This window comes from Flavobacterium sp. RSSA_27 (assembly GCF_051547125.1).
GTDB lineage: Bacteria > Bacteroidota > Bacteroidia > Flavobacteriales > Flavobacteriaceae > Flavobacterium.
Genome location: NZ_JBPTTN010000002.1, coordinates 94776 through 118463, shown reverse-complemented (window position 1 = coordinate 118463; position 23688 = coordinate 94776). Strand labels below are relative to the sequence as shown.

The window sequence follows — 23688 nt, the reverse complement described above, 5'->3', positions numbered from 1 at the left end:
AACAAAACAACAATTATGAAGACAAGACAAGTAGTTAAGGGTTTCTGTTTTGCGTTCTTAATGGCTTTAAGCTTTGGAGCTCAAGCTCAAACCAAAGACATAGACAGAACTGTTTTGCCAATCAAGCAAACCGTCCCTCCAATAGTAACGGAGCCGGATATTCAAAAAGCTAAATTACCTGAAAGGCAGAGATTAACAGCTCCCAAAGGCGCACCTAATGTTTTATTAGTTTTAATAGACGACATGGGATTTGGTCAACCCGCTGCTTTCGGAGGACCTGTAAACATGCCCACTCTCGACCGTATTGCCAACCAAGGATTACGATACAATCGATTTCACACCGCAGCCATTTGCAGTGCATCACGAGCCGCTTTATTAACTGGAAATAATACGCATACAGCAAACAGTGGTGAAATAGCTGATATTTCAACCGGTTTTGAAGGGAACACTTTTGTAAAGCCTGATAACATTACCCCTTTGGCTCAAATTCTGCGAATGAACGGATACAGTACTGCACAATATGGAAAATGCCACGAAGTACCCAATTGGGAAACCACTCCACTAGGCCCTTTTGATCGTTGGCCTACCGGGCAAGGTTTTGAAAAATTTTATGGTTTTGTGGGAGGAGAATCTAACAACTGGTCTCCTGCTTTGTATGATGGCACCACAAGAGTAGAGTTAAACAAAGACGCTAATTATCACCTTACTACTGATTTAGCTGATAAGGCTATTGAATGGGTAAGCGCCCAAAAAACCTTAATGCCCGAAAAACCTTTTTTTATCTATTTTGCTCCTGGCGCTACACACGCACCTCATCATGCACCAAAAGAATGGGCAGACAAATATAAAGGCCAATTTGATAAAGGTTGGGATGTATTACGTGAGGAAACATTCGCGCGTCAAAAAAAATTAGGTATCATACCTTCAAATGCTACAATAAGTCCACGTCCAAAAGAAATTCCGTCATGGGATAGTTTTAGTGCAGAAGAACATAAATTATTTTCGCGTCAAATGGAAGTATTCGCTGGATTTGCCGAACATACCGATTACGAAATCGGGAGAATTGTTGATTATCTAGAATCCATTGGACAATTAGACAATACCATTATTGTGTATATAGCTGGAGATAATGGGGCAAGCTCTGAAGGTGGCACTACAGGAACTTATAATGAAACCGCCATGCTGAACGGTGTTCCGGGCGATATAAAACAAATGATGTCACTCTATGATGAATGGGGAGGTCCTTTAACCAATAATCACTATGCTATGGGTTGGGCTTGGGCTGGAAATACGCCTTATCCTTGGGTAAAACAAGTAGCTGGACATTTGGGAGGCACTCGTGTAGGGATGGCTATCCGATATCCAAAGGCAATTGCTTCTAAAGGAGAGATACGCAATCAATTTTATCATGTGATTGATGTGGCACCTACCATTTTAGATCTTGTAAATATACCCCAACCTAAAATGGTTAATGGCTTTCAACAAAAAGCTATGGACGGAGTTTCAATGAAACCTACATTTACAAGCCCGAAGGCTCAGGACAACAGAACCACTCAGTATTTTAATATTTTTGGGAATAGAGGAATCTATCACAAAGGCTGGATGGCCAGTACAGTTCATAATGTACCTTGGATATTTGATGCCAAGTACAAACCATTAACCGAAGACAAATGGGAGTTGTATAATTTAAATGAAGATTTTGCTCAGTCCGAGGATCTAGCAGCTTCAAACCCACAAAAATTAGCCGAGATGAAAGCTGTTTTCAACACAGAAGCCATTAAATATAAGGTTTACCCTATCGATGATAGAAAAGCACCCCGAACGGTACCATCGGTTGCTGGAAGACCAGATATTTTAAATGGAAGAAAAGAAATGACCTTTTTTCCTGGCATGAAAGGCTTGCCAGAACAAGGGATTATCAGTGTGAAAAATGTAGAATTTACCGTTACAGCCGATGTAGAACTAAAAAGCGACAATGAAAATGGCGTCATAGTAGCACAAGGTGGTAGATTTGCAGGATGGGCTGTTTTTATGAAAGATGGAAAACCAGTATATGAACATAATTTCTTTGGTTTAGACAGATATCAAACTGCTGCAACTGAAAAAATTAATGCAGGCAAACATCAAATTGTACTTCACTTTACCCCCGATGAACCACAAAAACCAGGAAGCCCGGGTAAAGCAATAATTACTGTTGACGGGAAACAAGTTGCAGAAGGCCGCACCAAAAAAATGGTGTATGGAATGTTTTCATCAGATGAAGGTTTGGATATCGGTTTGGATGAAGCCACACCCGTTTCTTTAGATTACAAAGAAAATGATAATAAATTCAGTGGTAAGATTACAAAAGTAACTATTGGTGTTAAGTAACACCAATAGTTTTTTATAAAAAGAATGGATGCTAATTGCCGTTTGATACAACTAAAAATTATTGCTTTTAAATTTTAATATACTCGATATATCGATTTTTTCTTTTTTAGTAGGAGGTGTATTAGAAACCATGAAAGAAATTGTACTACATTAAAAATAATAACAAACAATATGAACATCAAAATTCAAACTTTCAAGTGTAGCAAACTGGTTGTTATCACTCTTATTACTCTACTGTCTTTTCAGTGGGGTAATGCACAAACAGCACCGAAAGCTGGCCAACCTGCTGAAGGTTCTAAGCCTTCGGTACCTAGTTTAGAAGAACAAGTGATCTATCAGCGGGCCTTTGAAGCTGTGATTTGGTCTATTCCTGCTACAGCCATTAATGGCGTTCGAAGAGCATTAATGAAAGACGTTGGCATTTCTAGTAATGAATTTGTAGCCATGTCTGTTAAGTTGGATGCCAAAAAGGAATTCCTAACGCCCAATAATAGCACGCTCTATTTTGCCGGAGTCCTTGACTTACAAAATGGACCTATGGTGCTTAAAGTGCCTGCGTCATCCAACAAAGGGTTACTCTTTGGGCAAATCATTGATGCTTGGCACGAAACCATTACTGATATTGGCCCTGCCGGACTCGATGCTGGTAAGGGGGGTGCTTATTTATTTCTTCCGCCCAATTACACAGGGCAAATTCCTTCAGGTTACTTTGTAGTTAAATCTAGTAGTTACCGCTTGGTTCCGGCCTTCAGATCCATTCAACTTCCGGGAATGACCGAAACGGATGCGTTCAATTACTCTAAAACGATTCAACTTTACCCGCTATCAGAAGCTGCAAATCCAAAACCGAACAAATTTTACGATGCTGTAGATACAAAAGTATCCTCCTTACCCTATTATGACTTCCGCTATTTCGGGGAACTACATGATATCATCACTGTAGAACCGGTAAGAGAACGTGATAAAGTTATGATGGGAATGCTGGCGACTATTGGCATTGAAAAAGGTAAGCCTTTCAACCCTTCAGATAACGTTAAGGCTATTATGACAAGAGCGGTTACGGATGCCTATTTTTATATGCAACAATTAGTGCAAAAAACACATATAGAAAACCCTTATTGGCCAGACAGACATTGGAGTGATTATTTTGCCATGAAAGACGAAAAAGGCACGTTTAGATTTGAATTGGATAACATGCTGGAAATCGATAAGAGAGCTATTATGTATCACCAAGGTATTATTTATCCTTCACCAAAGAAGAAACCGGCGGTGTTGTATTTACTGGGTGCAATAGATTCAAAAGGAGCACCACTTGAGGCTGGTAAAACGTATCGTTTACATGTTCCTAAGGATATGCCAGCAAAACAGTTTTGGGCCATTAATGTGTATGATGGTGCTAATTGGGCTTTTATAAATAATAAACTAAATCGTCCAGGATTAAGTAGTTATGATAAAAAAAGCATGAAAATGAACAAAGATGGAAGTGTTGATATCTTTATTGGACCAAATGCACCGGCTCGTCTAGAATCCAACTGGATTCCAACAGAAGGTAAAAGACCTTTTATTATCGTACGATTTTATGGCGCAGATGAACCGTTATACGACAACACTTTCAGAATGCCCGACTTGGAATTAGTGGAGTAATTAAACACTTACAAAAATTTTGTTTAAAAAATAAGACAACAAATTTTAACCAACCTACAATCTTTTCAAACAATTCAAGTACTAGTAAAAATTATCAATTATGAAAAAAACAATGCAAACCTTTGCCATGTTAACGCTCTGTTTAGGGAGCATGGTCGCACAGGCTCAAACCAAGGAGCTGGATCGCAGTATTTTACCTATTCCGCATCAGGAACATCCCGCGATTACAGAACCAGAAGTAAAAAAAGCAAAAATGCCGGAGCGTGTAGATTTAACAGCTCCAAAAGGAGCACCCAATGTCGTGGTAATCATGATTGACGACATGGGTTTTGGGGTCTCCGAAACTTTTGGGGGCTTTGCTAAAATGCCAACTTTAGATCGGGTAGCAAAAAATGGATTAAAATACAATCGATTTCATACTACTGCTGTTTGCAGTGCCTCACGTGCTGCCTTATTAACCGGTAATAATGCGCATACCGTGAATAGTGGCGAAATAGCCGATAATGCTACTGGATTTCCAGGAAATACGTTTGTTCGCCCTGATAATGTGACTTCTTTGGCACAAATTCTTCGCATGAACGGATACAATACTTCCATGTACGGTAAGAGTCATGAAACACCCGGTTGGGAAATCACCCCTTCTGGCCCTTTTGATCGTTGGCCAACTGGGCAAGGATTCGAAAAATTTTATGGATTTGTGGGTGGTGATATGAACCAATACTCTCCAATGCTTTATGATGGCACTACACTAGTAGAGGTAAAAAAAGATGAAAAGTATCATTTAACAACAGATTTGGCCAATCATGCCATTTCATGGATTGGATCTCAGCAATCTTTAACCCCAGACCGTCCTTTCTTTGTCTATTTTGCTCCGGGTGCTACGCATGCTCCACATCATGCCCCAAAAGAATGGGTAGATCAGTACAAAGGACAATTCAATATGGGTTGGGATAAATTGCGCCAACAAACCTTTGAGCGTCAAAAAAAGTTAGGCATTATTCCTTCCAATTCCAAATTAAGCCCTCGTCCTAAAGAAATTCCGGCTTGGGATAGTTTCTCTGCCGAAGAGCAAAAACTTTTTATTCGACAAATGGAAACTTTTGCAGGTTTTGCTTCCCATACCGATCATGAAATTGGGCGAATTATAGATTATATAGAATCAATAGGGCAGCTAGACAATACTGTTATAGTATACATTGCGGGTGATAATGGCTGTAGTTCTGAAGGTGGGGCAAAAGGTACTTTTAATGAAACTGCGGCATTAAACAGTTCCCCAGGGACTTTGCAAGACATGATGAAGTTATATGATGAATGGGGTGGCCCAAATACCTTTCCTCATTTTGCAATGGGTTGGGCGCTTGCAGGCAATGCACCTTATCCTTGGGTGAAACAAATTGCAGGTCACCTAGGCGGTTCACGTGTAGGAATGGCGATAAGTTACCCTAAAGGAATCCAAAGTAAAGGCGAAATTCGTTCCCAATTTTATCACTTAATTGATGTAGCTCCAACCGTTTTGGATTTAGCGGGCATTCCGCAACCCAAACAAGTGAATGGTTTTGCTCAAAAACCAATGGATGGCGTTTCTATGGTTGCTTCTTTCAACAACGCCAAAGCACCTGAGAATCACTTAACACAATATTTTGATGTTTTTGGAAACAGAGGAATATATGATAATGGTTGGCTCGCTTGTACAGCACGAAATGTACCTTGGTTAATGAATCAGAAATTCCCGCCCTTAGATCAAGATGTTTGGGAATTATATGACTTGAGAACCGACTTTACACAGGCCGTTAATTTAGCTGCTTCTAACCCCACAAAATTGGCTGAAATGAAGAAAATCTTTGATCGTGAAGCCATAAAACATAAAGTATTTCCAATTGATGATCGTAAAGCGGAACGCATTTTCCCAGCTATTGCTGGACGACCTGATATTTTAAAAGGCCGTAAAGAGATGAATTTTTACGAAGGCATGGAAGGCATATTCGAACTAGCCATCATCAGTGTTAAAAACTGTGAGTTTACGGTTACTAGCGATGTTGAGTTAAAAGATACTACTACCAACGGGGTAATTATCGCTCAAGGTGGAAGATTTGGTGGCTGGTCTATTTTCATGAAAGATGGTAAACCGGCTTACGAACACAACTTTTTTGGCTTAGAACGTTTTAAAGCAACATCCAATGAAAAAATAGCTGCTGGTAAACACACCATTGTATTTCATTTTGTACCCGACGACCCTACAAAATATGGTTCAGGTGGAAAAGGGACACTCTCTGTTGACGGAAAACAAGTCGCTGAAGTAACAACTACAAAAATGGTATATGGTGTTTTCTCATTTGACGATGGATTAAGCGTTGGTAAGGATAGAGACACTAATGTATCTCTTGATTATACAGAAGAAAATAATGCCTTTACGGGTAAAATTAATCGTGTAAACATTAAAGTAAAATAAGCAACGTTTACTTATAAACTAAAAAATGAGGATTTTAGAGATCCTCATTTTTTTTATGAAAAATTGTCACGCATTGGTGGTAATCGAACCATCAGCATTGGATTAAACCCAGATTCCGCATTAGAAATCTACTACAACTAAATTTTTCTTCAAAACCAAGAACTTACTCCTATTTTTAAATTCAAAATACAAAAGTATTCTTTCTTCAAAAATAGTCCGTGAGCTCTTGCTTTTATTGAATAATTCAGTTTCGCTACGAAGTCTAATGCGGATTCTGGGTTAAAAGCAACAAGAAATTGTTTAGATGCTCTTATTGAAGAGCAAGAAATCCTACTTAAAAAAAAGAATTTCCCTTGAAACTACCCCTATCATTCTTGGTCTTCTTTCTCTTCATTTTTCTCAGATTCCTTACTTATAATATGCAAATCTCGTTGCGGAAAAGGAATTTCAATTCCATTGGTTTTAAATGCATTATCAATTGCAATTATAATATCATTTTTCACATCATTCCCAAAATTAAAATGAGGCACCCAATATTTTATAGCAAAATCAACGGAACTTTCTCCAAATTTGGTTACCCAAACCATTGGTGTAGGATTTTTTAGCACTAGATGATGCTCTTGCAACACTTCTGTTAAAATGGATTTTACAAGGTTCAAATCGGTTCCATAAGCAACACCTAGGTCGATTTCGTAGCGTCGACGGTTATTTCCCATCGTCCAATTTACAAGATGTTGGTTTAGCAAATCTCCATTGGGGATGATTACATCTGCTCCATCCCAAGTGGTAATAACACTACTTCGAATACCAATAGATTTCATTGTACCCATCTTATTTCCTACTTCGATAATATCATTCAGATTAACTGGTTTTTCGAAAGCAATGATCAATCCACTCACTAAGTTATTGATCAAACTTTGCAAACCAAATCCAATACCCACACTCAAAGCACTGATCATCAAGGTTATTTTATCCATTGGAATACCTATTGAAACAAAGGCAATTAAGGTTCCAATAGTTAATATTGCAATACGTATTAATAACAAATAGCTTCCTAGCCCTGTTTTTCTTTCATTATCGTCACTGCTTTTGGTATCATTTGCTAAAAAAGAAATGATTCTAGCAGCCATACCAGATAAATACAGAATAAAAATAAACATGGCAATTCCATCAAAGGAGTAGTTAAAATCAGATATTGTTCTCTTTTTATAAAAAATTTCGGCAAAGGGTTCGATAAAATTTTGGAACGCAAAAGTATTCCTACTTATTAAATAATACCAGCCAACAAATAACAAAAGATACATCATTGGAGTCAATCGTGTGGTTTCCTCTACTGTCTTCAATTGCTCATCGTGATCTTCTTTTAAATATTTGGAAAAGTTGAAAATATCTTTTGATAGACTGAAAGAAATATAAAGAAAGAAAAAAATGAACAAGGTAAAATAGCCATTGATCATTAATAATTTACTAAAATTATAAGCACCTTGAATATTAAAATAAAACGAAAGGGCTTCTAATAGAATGAACACAATAAAAGCGGGGTAAATGGAGGGCTCGATTTTTTCATCTTTTGCTTTATACTTATTGTAGATTAAAAACGAACCATACACTATTCCTAAACAACTCATAATCAAATTTGTAGTCATTTCATTTTTACTAAACAATAAGGTCAAATTGTTTTGAAAGGCTATGATATTCATTATAAATATAAACATCCAATTGTAGAAAGACCTTCTTGGCAAGGATTTATAGATGATATAACTTAATGCCAACCCAATAATTAACCACAATATTGCCGTAAAAACAAAAGGGGGAAGAGGTAGAAAAAATTGAAAAATTGAAGTTAATATTAAAACTGAAGAGGCAAAAGGATAATTGAGTACATGCCCAGGATACTGTATGTTTTCAAATAAATTGGCTTTTTTATATTTACTGCGTATGATTCTCAAGTACATCGTCATAATTACGATAAAAAATAGTAGCGCATAAATATTTTCTTTTTCATTAAACACATAAAAAAACAGCAACAAAAACCCTTTTTTAGTAGAATAAGAAAAATTACTTTCTACAGAAACTTTTTCATTGGCTAAATAAGCTAGCACATCCGATTTGCCAGATACTAATTGTTCGTTAAGAATATTCCTTTTATTTTCTATATCAGCAATATCCAATTGCAAATTATGCTTGAAAAGATTTCCTTTTATTTGTAAGGTTTGTATACTATCTATGGCATTTTTTATGTTCAAGTTACATGCATTTAAGTCCTTTGTCAAGAACTTCATACGCTCAAAATAATTCCTTTTGGCATTGTCATCATTTGGTAATTCATACAAAATCTTTTGTGAGGCTAGCGAATCTATTTTTCGTTGTAAGTTACTTAATGATTCGTGTTTTTTTGCAATCTTATCAAGCTGAAGGTTGGTTCTTTTTAATAACTCATTGAATAACAAACTGGTACTTGTTAGATCCCTACTGGTTTGCATTTGATTACTATTTTTAGTAACCCCTTTTATGGTGTTTTCTTTCCAATTGACAATTAACTCTAGCTCTTTAGAATACCCTTTATAATTGATCCCTTCTTTTAGAATATAATTGGTGTTATTGATCTCATTGTCTATAGCGTTCAAAAGCACGCTTTGTTTGTTAAAAAGAACATTCGCTTTAAAATTGGCCTCATTTTCTTTTAAATTTTCAATACTTAATTTTTGAATATCTGCGTCAATCTTTTGCTTTTGATTGAGCAATGAATCTTGTATTTTGTTTTTTTGAGCGGTACTAGAGATAGTGACAATCAAAAAGAAAAAAAGAAACAGCAAGCGCAAAGGCTTTTGATCTAAAGAAAAACGAACTAATTTCATCATTATTGGTATACTTTAAATAGTTTTGCTACTAGAAATTTTTGAATTATTCATGAAGTAACTCCATAAATGGGGTAATTGATGTTAAATTTACTTATTTTATTGTAACAACTATTATTTTTTTTCATTTCCAAAATCAAAACTTTAAAAAAATGCAGGTACAATTAGCTTCAAAATTTGTAAATGAACTTCCAGCAGATCCTGAAAAAGAAAACGGGATAAGACAAGTGTACCACTCCTGTTATAGCATTGTTTTTCCTAAAAAACCTTCCAATCCAAAATTGATTCATGCCAATACTATTGTAGCGAATCTACTAGGAATTGCTACTTCAAATCTTGATACGGAAGAATTTGTGAGCCTATTTTCAGGCGAAAAAACATATCCTAACGCCCAACCTTTTGCCATGTGTTATGCTGGGCATCAATTTGGGAATTGGGCAGGACAATTGGGAGATGGAAGAGCCATTAATTTAATGGAGGTTACTCATGACGGAAAAGATTTCACCTTACAGTTAAAAGGCGCTGGGCCTACCCCCTATTCTAGAAACGCGGATGGTCTTGCCGTTTTACGTTCTTCTATTAGGGAATACTTATGTGCAGAGGCGATGCATCATTTAGGAATACCTACTACCCGATCCCTCTCGTTACTATTAACTGGAGATGAAGTCCTTAGAGATGTTATGTATGATGGAAATCCAGCCTACGAGAAAGGGGCAATCGTTTGTAGAGTGGCCCCAAGTTTTATTCGTTTTGGAAATTTTGAACTATTTGCAGCCAGACAAGATCATGAAAATTTAAAACGTCTCGCTGATTTTACTATTCGACATTATTTTCAATCCATAAAAAAGACTGGTAAAGAAAAATACATTCAATTTTTTGAAGCCGTTTCCAAAAGCACCCTCGAAATGATACTTCACTGGCAAAGAGTAGGTTTTGTACATGGCGTGATGAATACAGACAATATGTCCATCCATGGACTAACCATAGATTATGGTCCTTACGGTTGGATGGACGATTATAATCCTGCTTGGACACCCAATACTACCGACAAGCAACACAGAAGATATCGATTTGAAAATCAACCTCAGATTGGCTTATGGAATTTGTACCAACTCGCCAATGCCTTGTATCCATTAATCGAAGAAACGCAACCGCTGGAAGCAATTTTGGACACTTACACCAAAGCGTATGACTCCAACTATCTTCAAATGATGCAATCAAAATTGGGATTTCAAACAAATAATGAAGATGACCGAAACATTATTCAAGAACTAATTGTTTTGCTACAAGAAATAGCAACGGATATGACTATTTTCTTTAGAAACTTGAGTGTAGTGCTTAAAAATGATACGCCAGAAACTGCGTTCAAAAAAATTGAATTTGCCTTTTATAATGCTAATGATTGTAATGAAAATATTGCTTTAAAATGGCACAATTGGTTCACTAAATATAGTGATCGCCTTCAATTAGAAAACGTATCTGATGCGGAAAGAAGTAACGCGATGAATCAAGTGAATCCAAAATATGTGCTTCGCAACTATATGGCACAATTGTGTATTGATGCCGCAGAAAAAGGAGACTATACCCTACTAAACGAATTATACGAACTTTTACAAAACCCTTATCAAGAACAGCCAGAATATGAAAAATGGTACGCCAAACGCCCCGATTGGGCAAAAGACAAAATTGGTTGTTCGATGTTAAGTTGTAGTTCTTAAAAACTTTTAGAACTAGCACACTTTTTAGAACAAAAGATACAATTCATTTCGAGTCCATTGTTGAACAGAGAAAAAAAACGCTTTTTTATACGCTATCAAAAATCAAATGGATAGTTTTGCACTTTATGGAACAAAGTCAAAATCATTAAAATAAATGCAGATGAATCAAGAGATTATCAATGCTTTTGAAGTAATAAAAAACGGCGGTATTATTCTTTACCCAACAGATACCGTTTGGGGTATAGGCTGTGATGCCACTAATCCTGATGCAGTTGCCAAAATATATCAGCTAAAACAAAGAACCGAAAGCAAAAGTATGATTTGCTTGATGAACGGAGAAAAAATGCTGTACAACGTATTCAAAGAAATTCCCGAAGTAGCTTGGCAAATTCTAGATTTATCCGAAAAGCCCACTACTTTAATACTAGATAATCCAAGAAATGTAGCACCTAATTTAATTGCCGAAGATAAATCATTAGGCATTCGACTGATAAAAGAGCCTTTTTGCTTTAAATTACTAGAACGTATGAAAAAACCATTAGTGTCTACTTCTGCTAATATTTCTGGGCAACCTACACCATTATCTTTCAAAGAAATTAGTCCAGAAATTATAAAAGGAGTGGACTATGTTGTAAATTTGCAGCACGAAAAAATTGCAGGAAAACCTTCTACGATTATTAAATTGACGAATGATTCTCAGGTTAAAATCATTAGAAAGTAGGCTTAACAAGCCACGAATTCACTAATTCTACTTAAAAAAATTGATGACACAAATTATTCATAAAGAAGAAAGTTTTCAAATAATGGGAATTTTATTTGATGTCCATAATAATCTTGGTGGTGGTTTTTCTGAAATCGTGTATAAAGATGCAGTAGAATATGAATTTAAGAAACATAATATTCCGTTTGAAAGAGAAAAAGAATATAGTGTTCACTACAAAGACATCATTTTAAAACATAAATTTTATGCTGATTTTGTGGTTTTTGATACAATTATAATAGAATTAAAGTCCTGTGAAAAAATAGATACTAAACACGTTGCACAATGTATTAACTACTTAAAAGTTTCATCAAACAAACTAGCAATCTTAGTAAATTTTAACAATAAATCACTTGAATACAAAAGAATAGTTTTGTAAACCAAGAATAAATTTGTGCCATCATTCAAGAATAAAATAATCAATAGTAATTCGTGAATTCGTGGCAAATGCAATATATGAATTATAAATCAGCACTTAATAACACAATATTCGAAGTAATATCGAGAGCTTCCCAAGAACTAAACATAGAAAGCTATGTAATTGGCGGATTTGTTAGGGATTTACTTTTACAAAAAGGCTCCAAAAAAGATATCGATGTGGTGGCCGTGGGCAGTGGTATCGAATTGGCACTCAAAGTTTCAGAACTTTTACCTAAAAAACCAAAGGTGCAAGTATTCAAGACGTACGGCACCGCTATGCTTCGTTTTGAAGATACCGATATTGAATTTGTAGGTGCCAGAAAAGAATCCTACACCCACGATAGCCGAAATCCTATCGTAGAAAATGGAAGCTTACAAGATGATCAAAACCGCCGTGACTTCACCATAAACGCCTTGGCTTTGTCTTTGAATCCATCTAACTTCGGAGAACTCTTAGATCCCTTCGGTGGAATTTCGGATTTAGAATCTAAAACGATAAAAACTCCGCTTGACCCAGATATTACCTTCTCGGATGACCCCTTAAGAATGTTGAGAGGCATTCGTTTTGCTACGCAATTAGGTTTTGATATTCATCCAGAATCTTTGGCTTCAATTACCAAAAATGCAGAACGAATAAAAATCATTTCGGGAGAACGTATTGTTGAAGAGTTAAACAAAATTCTCTTGACCGAAAAACCTTCTTTGGGCTTTTTATTACTTTACAAAACGGGATTATTAGAACTGATTCTACCTGAATTAACAGCCTTGAATCAAGTAGAAGAAATAGAAGGACATACCCATAAAAACAACTTTTACCATACCCTTGAAGTAGTCGATAACATCTGTCCAAATACCGAAGATGTTTGGTTGCGATGGGCCGCTTTATTGCACGATATTGGAAAAGCTCCAACGAAACGCTTCAACAAAAAACAAGGATGGACGTTTCACGGTCACGAGTTTTTGGGCGGTAAAATGGTTAAAAAAATCTTCGAAAGATTGCATATGCCCTTGAATCACAAAATGAAATTTGTACAAAAAATGGTAGTGATGAGTTCTAGACCAATTGTCTTAGCGCAGGACACAGTTACCGATTCAGCAGTACGTCGTTTGGTTTTTGATGCAGGAGAAGATGTAGAAAACTTAATGACGCTTTGTGAGGCCGATATCACCACTAAAAACCCAAACAAGTTCAAAAAATACCACAGTAATTTTGAAATTGTACGCAAAAAAATTGTTGAAGTTGAAGCGCGCGACCACGTTCGCAATTTTCAACCTCCAATCAGTGGCGAGGAAATAATGGCGCTCTTCAATTTACAACCATCCAGAGAAATTGGCATCCTAAAAGAAGCCGTTAAGGAAGCTATTCTAGAAGGAGAAATACAAAATGAGTACCAAGCTGCTTATGAATTTATCTTAAAAAAAGGCGCCAAATTAGGTCTAAAGATTAACGATTGTTAGTTCCTTTTTCGTTGTCAAACCCATAAATTTGCAATTAAATAATTGATTTTTTATCACAAAAAAAATGACTAAATCTAATAAACCTGTTATCATTTGGCTGCTTTCTGGTTGCCTGCTTTTATTTTTAATGGTTGTGGTTGGCGGAATTACCCGATTGACTAATTCTGGACTCTCAATGACCGATTGGCATTTGATTACCGACACCTTCCCTCCTATGACTGAGGCGAAATGGAATCAAGCTTTTGAAGAATACAAAAAGTTTCCTGAGTATCAAAAAATCAACATACATAACGATTTTACCTTATCCGATTATAAATTCATTTACTTCTGGGAGTGGTTTCACCGTTTTATTGGTCGCATTATCGGTATGGTATTTTTAATCCCTTTCTTTTATTTTTTAGCCAAAAAAAGAGTAGACAAATCGACCATCAAGAAATGTATTGTTCTTTTGTGTATGGGAGGATTCCAAGGCTTTTTGGGTTGGTTTATGGTAAAAAGCGGATTAATCGACAATCCGGATGTGAGTCATTTTAGACTGGCGTTGCACCTTACTTTTGCCTTCATCACCTTTGCCTATACCCTTTGGGTGGCTTTGGATTTGATTTATCCTAACAAAGACAACTTTTATCCTCAGTTGAGAACTATAGCTCGATTTGCCTTTGTATTTTTGATAATTCAAATCATCTACGGAGGTTTTGTTGCAGGACTCAACGCTGGATTAATTCATAATCATTGGCCACTAATGAGCGATGGGCAATTCATTCACGATAGTGTATTTATCGAAAGAAACAGTTTTATTCTCAATTTAATTGAAGGAAAAAGTGGGGTTCAATTTGTACATCGAACTATTGCTTATGTTGTAGTGGCTTTAATGGTTTTGTTGTATTTCAAAAGCAAAAAATACACTTTATCAATTGCGCAACAAAACGGACTCAATGCTCTAGTAGTACTTGTGTTTGTACAATTTGCACTAGGCGTTTTGACTTTGCTGTACAGCGTTCCTCTTTGGTTAGGATTGGCTCACCAAATCACAGCTTTCTTTTTATTGACCGCTATGACTTACACGCTACACCGTTTCACTAAATAAGAAAAAGAGATGGCTTAATACACCATCTCTTCTCTTTCAAACGTTGGCAAAACGATGTGATTGATGTTTTGCTCCATCCATTGGTTCTCTAACAAATCTGCCCACGCATTCATATATTTTACCGTATCTGACATCACATTTCTATTGAAAGAAGTCACACCAGCTTGAGCTAAAATCTCGGGATTGGACAAGTTTTCGAGTTGCCTCAAATCGGATTGGTTAAAACCAAATGCAATCATTCTACCGATAATTAAATCCATAGGATAACCACTCGTTGAACAGTAATCTATAACTTGTTCCGACCAATCGCCTCGCTTTTGTAGGGCAAACTGCTGAATTTCTGCTCTGGTAAACGAAGTTATATTTTGTGCCAAATGACCACAATTACAACTTCCCATATGCCCCCATTCATAACGACCGCTAGTTGCTATTTGTGTCGCCGTTTCTCTTAGGGCTTGAATTACTTTTAAATTTGGTACCGCCATACTACACTAAATTTGGTTTTTTGATACCATAAAAGTACTAAAACTCGAAACGCGCTTTTTTTACTTTAACACAAAGTAAACTATTGTTTAGGCATCTATTCCGCTTAAATAGAGCTACTTTTGGCCCTCGACTATAGTGTCATTCTACTTTTACAGCTTATAATGTCAAAACTTGCAATACAAGATAAGTTCTTAGACCTCTCCGATTATGGTCGCCCATTTGGTAAATTTTTGGCTCAACAATTAAAAGAAACTCGGTTTACCCCAATTCACGTAACGCTACTTTTTGGCCTTTCTGGCTTAATTGCTATTTTATGCATACTCACCAATCATTACTTTTTGGGCGCCTTTTTCATTGTATTAAAATCTGGAATTGATGCTGCAGATGGTGAATTAGCAAGACTAAAAAACAAACCATCCTACGTTGGTAGATACCTCGATAGTGTCTTTGATATCGTCTTAAATTTTATGATAATTATGGCCATTTGTTGGGTTTCAAAAACGACATTTTGGTATGCGTTTGCCGCTTTTTTTGGCATCCAATTACAAGGAACTTTGTACAATTATTACTACGTCATTTTGAGACATAAATCGGTTGGAGGAGACAGTACTAGTAAAATATTTGAATACAAAACCCCCAAAGCTTTGCCTGGAGAAACACAAAAATCGGTGACTCTTTTGTTCCGAATTTATACAATTGTTTATGGGCTTTTTGACAAAATAATTCACGCGCTAGACCAAGAGGCATACAAAGTAAAAACGTTTCCGAATTGGTTTATGAGCTTGTTATCCATTTATGGTTTAGGCTTTCAACTCTTAGTTATTGCAGTAATGTTGCCGCTTCAATTGATTGAATACATAGCACCATTTTTTATTGCCTACACACTGATGATTTTTGTGCTTATCGCTATCAGAAAACGGTTTATTAGTGAATAAAAGCCTCATAGACAAATCCTATACTAAACTCGTAAACAGCTAATAACCAGTATTTTTAATGATTATTATCTAAACTAAAAAATGAAGTTATTTTTTAACCAATCCAGTTTTTGAAATCGGCTACTTTTTCTCTACTTACTATCACTTCTTCGGCTTTGTAAGTAGGCAAAATAATTTTTAAACGGGAGTTACTGTACACCACTATCTCCTTTATGGCCTTTAATGGAATGATAAATTTTCGGCTGATTCTGTAAAAAGCAGTAGGGTCTACTTCTTGTTCCAAAACCTCTAAAGTGGTTTCCAGAAGATAATCTCTGTTGTCGAAAGTATGCAAATAGGTTCCTTTATTTTCGCTGTAAAAACATTCAATTTCATCAACCGAAATCACCTTCAAATGTTGCCCAATTTTTAGCGTAAATCGCTTTTTGTAATTTTTCTCAAATGGATTGGTCAACATCTTTTTGATGACTTCAAAATCTAACGCTAGCGAAGGATTTTCAGGTGCCTTTTCTGGGACTCTTGATTTGTATTTATTCACTGCAATTTCCAAGTCATCTTCATCGATGGGTTTGAGTAAATAATCAATACTGTTGAGTTTAAAAGCACGCAAAGCATATTCGTCATAAGCGGTGGTAAAAATGATAGCACTCTTAATTTCGACTGCTTCAAAAATGGCAAAAGACAAGCCGTCGGATAATTGAATATCCAAAAAAATTAGGTCAGGATGTGGATGGTTCGAAAACCATTCGATAGCCTCTTCTACCGAATGCAACAGCACGGTTACATTGATTTGTAGTTTTTCGAGTTTACGTTGCAACAAACGCGCTGCTGGTTTTTCGTCTTCGATGATTATAGTTGTCATTATTTGAAGTTAGAGGTTAGAGGTTAGAGGTTAGAGGTTAGAGGTTAGAAGTTAGAAGGCAAAAACTGAAAACTGAAAACAGATAACCGAGAACTGAGAACCAAGAACCAAGTGTTGAAAACTCAGAACTCAGAACTCAGAACTGAAAACAGAGAACCGACATTACTTCCACTGTTGTTGTTGTTTATCTTCTTCCTTTAAAAATTCCTCCATTTTTCTTTTTTCCCAATCTTTTCCAAAAAATAAATCTTTCCCAAAAACAGCTGCTCCGTGTGCGACCAATCCAATGCCCCAAAAGAAAGCGGTATTGAGTGTTTGCCAACTCCAAAAATTGGTATCTAATGCATCCAAATGCCTTGCTCTCATAGCGATTAATCCGATGTTGACTAAAACATAGACTATTAGATGCACATAAAATCCTTTTATTTTTTGCACTCTTTTAAATGCGATATCGTAACGCTCTTCTTGAGTGCTGTCTAAAAATGAACCGTATTGGTTTTGCTTATTTTCCATCTTATTTGCTATTTAATCTTACTTCTTTATTTCCAATCGTTTCTGGATTGTTTTTCTTTTTCCATAAACTCTTTAATTTTTTGCTCTTCCCATTCTTTACCAAAAAAGGGCATCCAGTTAAAGACTTTCATTGCGTGAAAGAACACACCTATTCCCCAACCCAGTAATGGCCAAAAGAACCATAAATATCCTGGAGAGGTAATTAAATTGATCACTGCTAAAAATATATTCACCACAATATAAGAGGTCAGATTTCCGTAAAATCCTTTTAAATCCTCTACTCTTTTTTTGGCTTGATAATATCTATCTTCTTCTTGAAAATTCGTTTCCATAATTATTTCCAAATTTGTTTTTCGTTGTTCTTTCCGATTATTCTTTTAATTTGTTTTTCTTCCCAAGATTTACCCAAAATTACTTGGGTAAAAAACAATTGAACCGCTTGAATAGCAAAAAAGGTAGTCCAAATCGCCATTACAAAACCGTTGATATACCGAATGGGAAAAAAGTTCAAAGGGGCACCATAATACGTTTTCAAAACATAGATTACTACGCCTAGCATAAAAAATACCATATGAAAATAAAAATCTTTCAGCTTTTTTACTCTCTCTTTGGCCATTTGAACCAAAGTTTCTTGTTCTTGATTCGTATCTATTCGTTCCATCGTTATTTCCATTTTTGTTGTTCGTCTTCTTTTCTTAAAATCTCTTGAATTTTTCGTTCTTCCCAGCTAGAGCTGTAACCAAAAACTTTGAAACCGTGCATAATCAAACCAAATCCCCAGCCTCCTGCGGAGAACCAAAACCAATGAAATTGTGGGACAAAAGTAAGATTCACATAAATTAAAATGGGGATGACTACACAATACGAAATCAGATTCCCATAAAATCCTTTTAATTCCTCTACTCTCTTTTTTGCGCGGTAGTACGCATTGTTTTCTCTGTAATTTAAGGTCGTTTCCATAACAGTTATTTGTTGGGTTAAAATGGGTATTTTAACGGTAAAAGTTTGTTCGTTTTGTTCAATCAGTACTTTTCGTTTGGTAATGATTGCGTAGCGATTGATGATGTTTTGTAATCCAACGCCTTGGCGGTCTTGCAATACTTCTTTCTTTTGAAAATCATTCTGAATTACTAAATAATCATTTTCGATATAAATGCGGATATGCAAAGGTCTTTGCTCGCTTACCACATTGTGCTTTACGGTGTTTTCTAATAACAATTGCAGCGAAAGCGGGACTACTTTGGCATCTGGATTTTGAACTTCGGCAGTCACTTCATAAAACAAGCTGTTCTCAAAGCGCATCTTCAGCAATTTCATATAGGTAGTTGCAAAATTCAATTCCTCTGCTACCGAAACCAATTCTTTATCTTTTTGTTCCAAAACATAGCGGTAAATTTTAGACAAAGAAGTAGTGAAACGTTGGGCATTCTCTGGATTCTCCTCGATAAGTGAACTCAACACATTCAAACTATTGAAAAGAAAATGTGGATCGATTTGATTTTTTAAGGTTTCGAATTTAGCCGAAGCCGTTCCTGCAATAATCTTTTGTTGCTTTACTTTGTTTTCCTGATAAGATTTGTAAAAAAAGAAGACATGAAAGGCAAGTGTCACAAAAAAAGTAACAATCACAGAAACAATATAATTCTCTAAAGCTTCCGTTTTAAAAAAAGTAACACTATTCTCTCCTTTTATAACAACATCTTCAACTATTCGGAGCAAAAAGATTACAATAATAGAAACTACAAAAGAACCTAAAAAACCTACAAACAATCTCTTTTTTGTAAATCTCTCTTTACCAAATAGTGCATCTAGGTAAATAAATAAAATAGCATTGGCAAAATAAAGTGTAAAACCATACAACATAGTATATCCAAAATTGATTAATAAACTAAAATCAAATTGAAAGGAAACACCAGTCATCATTTTTACCAAAAGCAAGACTACAAATACAGATACAGAAACAAATAATGCTCTAGGTATTTCATTTATTAATTTTACAACCATTGGATGCTATTTTAAAGTTTTCTTTTACTTATTACAATTCTTTTGAGCTTCTTGAGCGCGATCTAACCCCCATTTTGGTGAGAAAGCGGTTTCTGGTTTAAAAGTAGCAAAAAGTCCGATAGCTTTATCAATTTGTGCACACATAGGTGTTGTATCTGTTCCCCAGAACTTGGCTCCACCAATTTCAAACTCGGCTTTACAAAATACTACTCTTGGATTTTCGGGTGCAATTGCCTGTGCTTTACCATAGAGTTCCATTACTTTTCCAGATAACTTTTGTCCGTTGGTCATTGGGTCATAAGCAATCCAAGCGGTGTGAATCATAGCTTGTAGTACTAATAATTCGGGATTATTTTCGTTTTTGATTAGTTCTACATCCAAAGCGTTTTGTGCTTTGGTTAGCAAAGCTGTTACTTCGTCTTTGCCTTTGGTTCTAAAAGCGGTGGTAGTGTTTACTAAAGCCACATAATAGTTAGGCAACCAGTTGTTTTTTTCGACTGCTGCAATTCTTTCGAATAAAGCGGCAGCTTCTGTGTTTTTGCCTTCTCCCCACAACTGGAACGCTTTTCCCATTCCTTGTTCGTATTGTCCTTGGGCAGCTAATAAACTGCAAATAAATAAAGCGGTGGCGGTTACAACTTTGATCATAATTTCTATTTTTTAAGGGTTAATTTCTTTTAAATGGTTGTTGTTATTTTGATGATGTAAAAGTACTACTGATGTAACTGCTGTAAAATTGATTGTGACTGAACTGTAGTTTTTTGAGGATGAATTGTAGAGCATCCGCTTTTAAAAAAAGTTAGCCACGAATTCACTAACTATCAACGAAGCTTAAAATAGATTTTACGAATTCCATCAACATTTATAATTCGTGTCATTAAAACACATTTTTATTCGTGATTCATTAGTGAATTGCTTCGCCTATTCGCTATCGCTCGGGTCGTGGTGGATATTTTTAAAAGCAAATACCTTGGATGAATTGTAAAAACACTTTTCTTTCCAAAAACACCTTATCTTGCCTCTTAGCCCCGGGAGGAGCGGCATCCTTTGCTGACGGGGTTCGGCAGCAAAGATATAGCGGATCACGGGACGATGCCTGCTGGAAAAGCCTTATGCTTACTGCTCATAATTAGTCTATAAATTCTTTAACTGGTTGTCGTTTTTGTTGTCGCTGATGGTCCAAAAGAAACCTACGAAAAAGAAACTATCGGCTGTTGGTATAATGGCTCTGCGGTTGTATACGCCCGCTGCATCTGGCTTATTGGCGTACTCGTAACCAAAGACATTTTGAGTTTGCAAAATATTGGATACAGAGAAATACAGGATTTTTTGTTGTGACACCAAGTACGCCCAATTGAAACTCAAATTATTGAAAGCTTTGGTTTTTCCGTTCATAAATTGGGTCTCGTTCGGATTGTTGTATGGACGACCTGTGGCAAACGAATGGGTGAACCCGATTTGTGATTTCCAGTCGGTGATGAAATATTTTGTCACCAAAGACGCTGTATGGTCCGCCACGAAACTTGGCGTAACTTGTTTAGGGAAGTTGCGATAATCGCGCTCCGTATCGATGTAAGAATAGGAAATCCAATATTCTAAATTCTTAATCGAGCTGCCGTCTCTCCAGAACAAATCAAGTCCTTTGGCGTAGCCAGAACCATTGTTATTGTACACCGAATTGTACATTGGCGTTATTGTATTGAATTTTACCAAATTGCTGTAGTCTTTGTAATAGGCCTCGGCTCTAAAGGTTTGACGGTCGTTGTTGTATTGAAAGTTTATGATGTAATGTGAGGCTTTTTCGCTTTCGAATTGGTGCATTTTGGAATACTTGATAAAATCGACACTTGGCGCCTGAGTGAAATCGCCATAAGCGAAAGAAAACTGACTGGTTTTGTTCAGTTTGTAAGCCAAGGAAACACGAGGAGCAACGGCGGTTTCGTCCAACAAATCGTTGTATGAAGCACGAACCCCGACTTTGGCAGCAAAGTTTTTGGTGAATAAAATATCGCCCTCGGCAAAAGCTGCTGCAATTGAAGAGTTATATCCGCTAGTCCCTCCTATGCCTGAATTTGGCGTAAAATCTTCGTTGAAACGAGTACTAAAATAATCCGTTCCGAAAGCTAATTTAACGTGTTGCGAAATGCTTTTACGGAGTTTTAATTTTAGATGTGAGGCGTTTTCGTCATTGTTTAGCTTGTCCAAATCCAAACCTAATTTGTTTTTTGAATAGCCATAACTCAATCCCGTTGTTACTTGCCAATTGTTGCCAAAACCACCTTTGTAGGAAGTATTTAAGTAAAAGTTGTTATTGTTCAAATCGACTCTGACTTTGTTGGGCGAATTGACGCTTTCTTGATTCAAATCGAATTTGGAAGAATCGAAAGCTGCATAGAATTTTAGGATTCCGTTATTGAAGTTGTAGCGATAAACCGTTTCTCCAGAAAGGGATTGAAAAGGATTGTTCCATTCGATATTTTGAGGTACTACTTTTTGATACGGCGCCAAGTTGATGTAAGCGGCATTGACACTTAACGAGCTTTTTTTCCATTTTTGTGTATTTCCAACCCCTAAACCAACGGTCATTAAGGCAATTTCGGTTTTGTTTTGGTCGGGTTCGTCTTGGGTATTCAATAATAACACACTCGATAAAGCCTCGCCATACTCGGCAGAATAACCTCCTGTAGAAAAAGAAATCCCGCTAAACAAAAACGGAGAAAAGCGTCCGCGAGTAGGCAAATTATTCGTGCTAGCGCCATAAGGCTGCGCCACTCGGATACCATCGACAAAAGTTTGAGTTTCATTGGCTTCGCCCCCACGAACGAACAAACGACCGTCTTCGCCCACGTTTTGTGTCCCCGGTAAAGTTTGTAGCGCAGCAATAATATTTCCAGCAGAACCCGCTGTGGTGACAATATCTAAAGGTTTCAATACCGAAACACGAGCTTTGTCTCCCGACTCTAAAGTTCCAGCCGTAATCACCACCGCGTCTAAGGTGTTGACATTCTCTTTGAGGGTTATCGTTTTGTTTTTGTAATTGGCCACATCTATTGAAATGGTAGCTGTTTCGTGTATCAAAGAGCTTATGATAAGGGTCACATTTCCTTTGGCTGTGGTTTCGAATGAGAACAATCCTTTCTCGTCGCTTGTCGCACCATCATAAGTGCCTTCGATATAAATATTGGCGCTAACTACGGGCTTACCTTTTGGGTCGATAACTTTTCCTGAAATGGTGTTTTGAGCAAAAGTAGCACTACTCATCAAAATCAATAGGGTTGCTAAAAAGAATTTGTGTGCTATTTTTTTGATACTTGTTTTCATTATCCGGTTTGTTTTTTAATCAAACAAATATCTATCGGGATTATGGATTCTCTAAAAAGTTATGACCGAATTGTAGAAAAACGAGGCTGAATTGTAAAATATAAAATTCTCAATAAAAAAACTGAAAGCATAAAAAATAATGATTTAAAAGCCTATATCCAACAGAACAACACTAAAAATTCAACAAGAAAAAGTTAATTAAAATAATTTTCTATAATTAAATAACGTAATTTTTAAAGAACTAATAATAATACCTAAAAGTAAAAAAGCGCTTTGGAAAATTTGTTTTAATTTATTTATGTTTGTGCCAAAATTGAATTTATGCAGATGAATAAAAAAAAATACACCCATGCAAATAGTAGCATTGCTCTACTATTTCTATTTGTATTTTTTCATTTCTTACTGTATTCCGCTTTTAGTAGCCTTCCAGTTTTTTCTTCTTCAAAATTTGAAAAAGATTTTTTTGCTCATGAAACTGCTAAAAAAGATCATTCAAAATATTCAAAAATTCACATTCCTACCAGCGATATGGAGGAAGAATTTGAATATAGCGAAGTAGAGATTGATCCTTTTTTACACGCTCCTATCCAATTATTTGATTTTATACCTTCGAACGGGACATTCGTCACTGTTCAATCTAAATACCACAAAAGCTATTTCTATAAGAAAAGTGGTTTGTTTCTGCTGTTTTGTAATTTAAAATATCATTTGAGTTAATAAACCTATTGAAAAACATTTTCGATTATTAGTTTATTAACCCACTAAAGTAACCCAAAAGTTAGTGAATATTGCGTTAGTCCAAG

General features: G+C 36.1%; 19 protein-coding genes. 10 read left to right on the top strand and 9 right to left on the bottom strand.

What is annotated here, in order from left to right; translation table 11 throughout:
- Nucleotides 1–15 precede the first annotated feature (15 nt).
- The 3 genes from ACSVH5_RS03380 to ACSVH5_RS03370 all read left to right on the top strand — a co-directional run bounded on the left by ACSVH5_RS03380 (nt 16) and on the right by ACSVH5_RS03370 (nt 6463).
- Nucleotides 16–2370 (top strand): arylsulfatase, encoded by a 2355-nt coding sequence (locus ACSVH5_RS03380; protein ID WP_438060054.1) that lies wholly within the window; start codon nt 16–18, stop codon nt 2368–2370.
- Nucleotides 2371–2697: 327 nt separating this feature from the next.
- Nucleotides 2698–4014 (top strand): DUF1254 domain-containing protein, encoded by a 1317-nt coding sequence (locus ACSVH5_RS03375; RefSeq protein ID WP_438060053.1) that lies wholly within the window; start codon nt 2698–2700, stop codon nt 4012–4014.
- 100 nt (nt 4015–4114) lie between these two features.
- A complete protein-coding gene (locus tag ACSVH5_RS03370; protein WP_438060052.1) occupies nt 4115–6463 on the top strand; it encodes an arylsulfatase in 2349 nt (782 codons plus the stop codon).
- Between the two features lie 368 nt (nt 6464–6831).
- On the opposite strand, the gene ACSVH5_RS03365 is transcribed toward ACSVH5_RS03370, so the two are convergent.
- Nucleotides 6832–9324, bottom strand: a complete 2493-nt coding sequence (locus ACSVH5_RS03365; RefSeq protein ID WP_438060051.1) for a mechanosensitive ion channel domain-containing protein — start codon at nt 9322–9324, stop codon at nt 6832–6834.
- 149 nt (nt 9325–9473) lie between these two features.
- On the opposite strand from ACSVH5_RS03365, the gene ACSVH5_RS03360 reads away from it, so the two are divergent.
- The 5 genes from ACSVH5_RS03360 to ACSVH5_RS03340 all read left to right on the top strand — a co-directional run bounded on the left by ACSVH5_RS03360 (nt 9474) and on the right by ACSVH5_RS03340 (nt 14764).
- Nucleotides 9474–11039 (top strand): protein adenylyltransferase SelO, encoded by a 1566-nt coding sequence (locus ACSVH5_RS03360; protein WP_438060050.1) that lies wholly within the window; start codon nt 9474–9476, stop codon nt 11037–11039.
- 154 nt (nt 11040–11193) lie between these two features.
- Complete coding sequence (locus ACSVH5_RS03355; RefSeq protein WP_438060049.1) at nt 11194–11760, top strand: L-threonylcarbamoyladenylate synthase; 567 nt, start codon at nt 11194–11196, stop codon at nt 11758–11760.
- Between the two features lie 43 nt (nt 11761–11803).
- On the top strand, nt 11804–12178 hold the full coding sequence (locus tag ACSVH5_RS03350) for a GxxExxY protein (protein ID WP_438060048.1): 375 nt from the start codon (nt 11804–11806) through the stop codon (nt 12176–12178).
- 77 nt (nt 12179–12255) lie between these two features.
- The gene (locus ACSVH5_RS03345; protein WP_438060047.1) at nt 12256–13677 is read left to right on the top strand and encodes a CCA tRNA nucleotidyltransferase; all 1422 of its coding nucleotides are present in this window, start codon (nt 12256–12258) and stop codon (nt 13675–13677) included.
- A gap of 64 nt (nt 13678–13741) precedes the next feature.
- Nucleotides 13742–14764 carry a COX15/CtaA family protein gene (locus tag ACSVH5_RS03340; RefSeq protein WP_438060046.1) on the top strand — a complete coding sequence of 341 codons (1023 nt, stop codon included), beginning with the start codon at nt 13742–13744 and terminating at the stop codon, nt 14762–14764.
- A gap of 14 nt (nt 14765–14778) precedes the next feature.
- Here ACSVH5_RS03340 and ACSVH5_RS03335 read toward each other — a convergent pair whose 3' ends face one another.
- Entirely contained in the window at nt 14779–15249 is a 471-nt protein-coding gene (locus ACSVH5_RS03335) for a hypothetical protein (protein WP_438060045.1), read from the bottom strand.
- A gap of 162 nt (nt 15250–15411) precedes the next feature.
- Here ACSVH5_RS03335 and ACSVH5_RS03330 point away from each other — a divergent pair, with 162 nt between their 5' ends.
- On the top strand, nt 15412–16185 hold the full coding sequence (locus ACSVH5_RS03330; protein ID WP_438060044.1) for a CDP-alcohol phosphatidyltransferase family protein: 774 nt from the start codon (nt 15412–15414) through the stop codon (nt 16183–16185).
- Between the two features lie 94 nt (nt 16186–16279).
- Here ACSVH5_RS03330 and ACSVH5_RS03325 read toward each other — a convergent pair whose 3' ends face one another.
- From ACSVH5_RS03325 to ACSVH5_RS03295, 7 genes are all read right to left on the bottom strand, one after another.
- Nucleotides 16280–17047 (bottom strand): LytR/AlgR family response regulator transcription factor, encoded by a 768-nt coding sequence (locus ACSVH5_RS03325; RefSeq protein ID WP_438060043.1) that lies wholly within the window; start codon nt 17045–17047, stop codon nt 16280–16282.
- A gap of 162 nt (nt 17048–17209) precedes the next feature.
- On the bottom strand, nt 17210–17560 hold the full coding sequence (locus tag ACSVH5_RS03320; protein ID WP_438060042.1) for a 2TM domain-containing protein: 351 nt from the start codon (nt 17558–17560) through the stop codon (nt 17210–17212).
- Between the two features lie 26 nt (nt 17561–17586).
- Nucleotides 17587–17892, bottom strand: a complete 306-nt coding sequence (locus tag ACSVH5_RS03315; RefSeq protein ID WP_438060041.1) for a 2TM domain-containing protein — start codon at nt 17890–17892, stop codon at nt 17587–17589.
- A 2-nt stretch (nt 17893–17894) separates the two neighbouring features.
- Nucleotides 17895–18233, bottom strand: a complete 339-nt coding sequence (locus ACSVH5_RS03310) for a 2TM domain-containing protein (RefSeq protein ID WP_438060040.1) — start codon at nt 18231–18233, stop codon at nt 17895–17897.
- Entirely contained in the window at nt 18224–19564 is a 1341-nt protein-coding gene (locus ACSVH5_RS03305) for a histidine kinase (RefSeq protein WP_438060039.1), read from the bottom strand. Before ACSVH5_RS03305 ends, ACSVH5_RS03310 begins: the two co-directional genes overlap by 10 nt.
- 24 nt (nt 19565–19588) lie before the next feature.
- The gene (locus ACSVH5_RS03300) at nt 19589–20212 is read right to left on the bottom strand and encodes a hypothetical protein (protein WP_438060038.1); all 624 of its coding nucleotides are present in this window, start codon (nt 20210–20212) and stop codon (nt 19589–19591) included.
- A gap of 486 nt (nt 20213–20698) precedes the next feature.
- A complete protein-coding gene (locus ACSVH5_RS03295; RefSeq protein WP_438060357.1) occupies nt 20699–22825 on the bottom strand; it encodes a TonB-dependent receptor in 2127 nt (708 codons plus the stop codon).
- Between the two features lie 387 nt (nt 22826–23212).
- Between ACSVH5_RS03295 and ACSVH5_RS03290 the strand changes: the two genes are divergently transcribed.
- Complete coding sequence (locus ACSVH5_RS03290) at nt 23213–23602, top strand: hypothetical protein (protein WP_438060037.1); 390 nt, start codon at nt 23213–23215, stop codon at nt 23600–23602.
- Nucleotides 23603–23688: the final 86 nt, after the last annotated feature.

Coding starts and splice junctions, on each gene's coding strand:
- ACSVH5_RS03380 (WP_438060054.1), top strand. CDS start 16: ATGAAGACAAGACAAGTAGTTAAGGGTTTCTGTTTTGCGTTCTTAATG.
- ACSVH5_RS03370 (WP_438060052.1), top strand. CDS start 4,115: ATGAAAAAAACAATGCAAACCTTTGCCATGTTAACGCTCTGTTTAGGG.
- ACSVH5_RS03365 (WP_438060051.1), bottom strand. CDS start 9,324: ATGATGAAATTAGTTCGTTTTTCTTTAGATCAAAAGCCTTTGCGCTTG.
- ACSVH5_RS03360 (WP_438060050.1), top strand. CDS start 9,474: ATGCAGGTACAATTAGCTTCAAAATTTGTAAATGAACTTCCAGCAGAT.
- ACSVH5_RS03355 (WP_438060049.1), top strand. CDS start 11,194: ATGCAGATGAATCAAGAGATTATCAATGCTTTTGAAGTAATAAAAAAC.
- ACSVH5_RS03350 (WP_438060048.1), top strand. CDS start 11,804: ATGACACAAATTATTCATAAAGAAGAAAGTTTTCAAATAATGGGAATT.
- ACSVH5_RS03345 (WP_438060047.1), top strand. CDS start 12,256: ATGAATTATAAATCAGCACTTAATAACACAATATTCGAAGTAATATCG.
- ACSVH5_RS03340 (WP_438060046.1), top strand. CDS start 13,742: ATGACTAAATCTAATAAACCTGTTATCATTTGGCTGCTTTCTGGTTGC.
- ACSVH5_RS03335 (WP_438060045.1), bottom strand. CDS start 15,249: ATGGCGGTACCAAATTTAAAAGTAATTCAAGCCCTAAGAGAAACGGCG.
- ACSVH5_RS03330 (WP_438060044.1), top strand. CDS start 15,412: ATGTCAAAACTTGCAATACAAGATAAGTTCTTAGACCTCTCCGATTAT.
- ACSVH5_RS03325 (WP_438060043.1), bottom strand. CDS start 17,047: ATGACAACTATAATCATCGAAGACGAAAAACCAGCAGCGCGTTTGTTG.
- ACSVH5_RS03320 (WP_438060042.1), bottom strand. CDS start 17,560: ATGGAAAATAAGCAAAACCAATACGGTTCATTTTTAGACAGCACTCAA.
- ACSVH5_RS03315 (WP_438060041.1), bottom strand. CDS start 17,892: ATGGAAACGAATTTTCAAGAAGAAGATAGATATTATCAAGCCAAAAAA.
- ACSVH5_RS03310 (WP_438060040.1), bottom strand. CDS start 18,233: ATGGAAATAACGATGGAACGAATAGATACGAATCAAGAACAAGAAACT.
- ACSVH5_RS03305 (WP_438060039.1), bottom strand. CDS start 19,564: ATGGTTGTAAAATTAATAAATGAAATACCTAGAGCATTATTTGTTTCT.
- ACSVH5_RS03300 (WP_438060038.1), bottom strand. CDS start 20,212: ATGATCAAAGTTGTAACCGCCACCGCTTTATTTATTTGCAGTTTATTA.
- ACSVH5_RS03295 (WP_438060357.1), bottom strand. CDS start 22,825: ATGAGTAGTGCTACTTTTGCTCAAAACACCATTTCAGGAAAAGTTATC.
- ACSVH5_RS03290 (WP_438060037.1), top strand. CDS start 23,213: ATGAATAAAAAAAAATACACCCATGCAAATAGTAGCATTGCTCTACTA.